At 73.6% G+C, this 3,533-nt stretch carries 3 protein-coding genes; 2 read left to right on the top strand and 1 reads right to left on the bottom strand.

Annotation, left to right across the window (positions count from 1 at the left end; translation table 11 throughout):
* On the top strand, positions 1–221 hold a 221-nt coding region (locus AAHZ94_RS30820; RefSeq protein WP_349997018.1), incomplete at its 5' end, for an adenosylcobinamide-GDP ribazoletransferase.
* Positions 222–710: 489 nt separating this feature from the next.
* Here the strand turns inward: AAHZ94_RS30820 and AAHZ94_RS30815 are convergent.
* Positions 711–2,186, bottom strand: coding sequence for an Nramp family divalent metal transporter (locus AAHZ94_RS30815; protein ID WP_349997017.1), 1,476 nt, complete (start codon positions 2,184–2,186; stop codon positions 711–713).
* A 187-nt stretch (positions 2,187–2,373) separates the two neighbouring features.
* Here AAHZ94_RS30815 and AAHZ94_RS30810 point away from each other — a divergent pair, with 187 nt between their 5' ends.
* Positions 2,374–3,447: a chitinase gene (locus tag AAHZ94_RS30810; protein WP_502964834.1), complete on the top strand. Its 1,074-nt coding sequence runs from the start codon at positions 2,374–2,376 to the stop codon at positions 3,445–3,447.
* The last annotated feature ends 86 nt before the right edge of the window (positions 3,448–3,533 follow it).

Below are 3,533 nucleotides of genomic sequence, written 5' to 3'. Positions count from 1 at the left end.
ACCCCCCCACCCCGCCACCCGCCATCGGCGTCCGTCGCGTGGGCGCGGAGTTGGGTATAAGAGACTGGCGCTGCGCGGTGGCCACCCTGGTCGCCCTGGCCGCGGCCGAGGCGCTGCTGCGCCACTGCCGGCGCCGCTTCGGCGGGGTGACCGGCGACGTCTTCGGCGCCCTGGCGGAGACCGCGACGACCGCCGCACTGATCGTCCTGGCCTTGGGCTGAGGCAGCGCACACAGCGCCCACTGCGCCCGCACCGCCCTGCCGCCAGGCCGAGGCACCACCCGCACCGCCCTGCCGCCTGGCTGAGGCGCCCCGTACCGCCCTGGCAGTGGGCCGAGGTGCCCCGTGCCACCCCGCCGCCGGACCGACCCGCCCCGTACGCCCCCGGGCCCCATCACCCCGGCCCCAACCCGCTCCCCGACCAACACCCCCGGTCGCCCCGTCCCTCACGCGGCGTAACCGGCGGTGCGGGGCGCGGGTGGCTCCGGGTGGCGGGAAAGCGCCAGCCGGGGTCGAGGGCGGGGCGGCCCGACCGGGGGGGGCGCCCCCCCCCCCCCGGGGCCCCCCCCGGCCCCCCCCCCCCCCCGCCCCGCCCGGGGGGGCGTCCGCCGATCGGCCGTGTCACCCCGCTGCCCTCCGCTGCGGGGTGACGCGGCCGGTTCTCGTTTCCGCCCGCACGCCCGCCGGGGGCCGGGGGCCGAGCCGGCCCCGCTACCAGGGCAGTTCGCGCACCTGCTGCACGCACAGGACCAGGAAGAGCAGCCCGGAGACGGCGAGCATGCCGTTGCTGAGCGGGCCGTTGCGCCACTGCTGCGGCGTACGGGAGGTGTTGAGCAGCCACAGCAGGGTCAGGGCGAGGAAGGGCATGAAGAACGCGCCGAGCACCCCGTACACGATGACCAGCCCGAACGGCTGGTCCAGGAAGAGCAGGCTGATCGGCGGGAAGGTCAGCCAGAGCAGGTAGAGCCGGAAGGGCAACGAGCGCTCGTGCCGGCCGATGGTCCGCTCGTCGGTGGGGGTGGCGGGGGCCGCATCCGGAGCGGAGCCGGTCACGACGGCCGGCGCGGGGGCGGCCGGGGCGTCGCCCGCCGGCCGGCCGCCCGCCGCACGGACCGTGCCGGCGTCCCGGTGGTTGGCCACGAAGTCCGCCACCATCACGCTCACCCCGTGCCACACCCCGATCAGCGAGGAGAAGGAGGTGGCGAAGAAGCCGACCAGGAAGAGCTTGGCGGTGGCGGTGCCGTACCGGTCTTCGAGTACGTCGCCGAGGTCGAGCAGCCCCTTGTCGCCCTTGGTCAGGGCGATGTCGGCGGAGTGCAGCAGTTCGGCGCCGACGATCAGCATGGCCACCACGAAGATGCCGGTGGTGAGGTAGGCGACCCGGTTGTCGAGCCGCATCGTGCGCATCCAGCGGGCGTCCGTCCAGCCCTTGGCGTTCACCCAGTAGCCGTACGCGGCCATGGTGATGGTGCCGCCGACGCCGCCGATGAGGCCGAGCGTGTACAGCAGCGAGCCGTCCGGCAGGGTGGGCGCGAGCCCCGCGAAGGAGTCCCCGGCGTCCGGCCCGACCCGCACCGCGACGTACACCACCACCACGAACATCACGCCGACCAGGACGGTCATGGCCTTCTCGAAGACCGCGTACCGCCCCCACCACACGAACGCCAGCCCCACCAGGCCGGTGATCACCCCCCACGTCTTCAGGCCGATGAAGTCGGGGAAGAGCGCCACCAGCGGCAGCGCGGAGGAGGACATGGCGGTCGCCCCGTAGACGAAGCCCCAGATCACCACGTAGCCGATGAAGTACCAACTGGTCCACGGGCCGAGGGTGCGCCAGCCGTGGAAGAGGGTCTGCCCGGTGGCCAGGTGCCAGCGGCCGACGGCCTCCGCCAGCGAGATCTTCACCAGACAGCCGATGACCGCCGCCCACAGCAGGGTGTAGCCGAACTTGCTGCCCGCGATCAGCGTCGCCACCAGATCGCCGGCGCCGACGCCGGTCGCGGCGACCACGATCCCGGGCCCGACCGCCCGCCAGCGCGAGCCCGGTGGCCCGCCGGTCGGCGCCGCGTCCTGCGCCGGCGCCCGGGCCGGTTCCGCGCCCGGCGCCGCACCGGCCCCGGCCCCCGCGCCTACAGCGCGCCCCGTGCCGCCGCCCTGCTGCTCGCCGCTGTGACTGGTGTGCGTCATGCGTCGCCTCCGCACTCGCCCCGGGTGTGCGGATCAGGAGACCGCCCGGCCACCCGATCGCACAAGGGGGCGCACCCGGGGGTTGACATCCCCAAAGGTCTGGACCACCTTGTACCGGAAGCTCAGGGGCCCCTGAACGCGCAGGCACAGCCACTTCCCCCCATCTCCTCTCCCCACGGAGGCAGTCGTGGTACGCGCACGATCAGGCAATTCCCGTACGTCTTCGATCAGTTCCCGCGGCGGTCTGTACGGCACGCTGGCCGCGGCCACGCTCCTCGCGGCCTCGCTCGCCGGCCCGGCGCAGGCGTCCGCAGCGACGCCGAAGGCTCCCGCGACCCCCGCACAGACCAGTGGCAGCACCGGCACCGCGGCCCCCCACGCCGCCGTACCCAAGCACGCCATCACCGGCTACTGGCAGAACTTCAACAACGGCGCCACCGTGCAGAAGCTCAGCGACGTCCCCGCCGAGTACGACATCATCGCGGTCGCCTTCGCGGACGCCACCGGCAAGCCCGGCCAGGTGGACTTCACGCTCGATCCGGCGCTGAACTACACCGAGGCCCAGTTCAAGGCCGACGTCAAGGCCAAGCAGGCGGCCGGCAAGTCGGTGATCATCTCGGTCGGCGGCGAGAAGGGCGCGGTGTCGGTCCGCGACGACGCGTCGGCCAACGCGTTCGCCGCCTCCATCTCCTCACTGATGGACGAGTACGGCTTCGACGGCGTCGACGTGGACCTGGAGAACGGGCTCAGCTCCACGTACATGACCAAGGCGCTGAAGGCGATCCACGCCCAGCACAGCGGCCTGGTGGTGACGATGGCGCCGCAGACGCTCGACATGCAGTCGCCGGGCAGCGAGTACTTCAAGACGGCGCTGGCGATCAAGGACTTCCTGACCGTCGTCAACACGCAGTACTACAACAGCGGTGCGATGCTCGGCTGTGACGGCAAGGTCTATGCGCAGGGCACGGTCGACTTCCTCACCGCGCTCGCCTGCATCCAGTTGGAGAACGGGCTCGACCCGTCGCAGATCGGCCTCGGCGTGCCGGCGTCGCCGCGGGCGGCCGGCGGCGGGTACGCGGCGCCCGGCGTGGTCAACGCCGCGCTCGACTGCCTCACCAAGGGCACCGGCTGCGGCACGTTCAAGCCGGAGAAGACCTACCCGGGCGTGCGCGGCGCGATGACCTGGTCGACCAACTGGGACGCCAGCAACGGCAACGCGTTCGCCTCCCAGGTCGGCGGGCACGTCCACGGCCTGCCGTAACCCGCACGACCCCGGCGCCGGGCGCCCGCGGTCCGCACCCTGTGACCTGCGGCCCGCGGCCCGGGCGCCGCACCGACCGACGGCCG

Origin of the sequence: Streptomyces sp. HSW2009 (genome assembly GCF_040240285.1) — a bacterium.
Taxonomy (GTDB): domain Bacteria; phylum Actinomycetota; class Actinomycetes; order Streptomycetales; family Streptomycetaceae; genus Streptomyces.
Note: the sequence above shows the minus strand (reverse complement) of the source record. Positions and strands in the feature narration are given on the sequence as shown.

Excerpts from the sequence above, each read along its gene's own strand:
- AAHZ94_RS30815 (WP_349997017.1), bottom strand. The coding sequence starts at position 2,186 with ATGACGCACACCAGTCACAGCGGCGAGCAGCAGGGCGGCGGCACGGGG.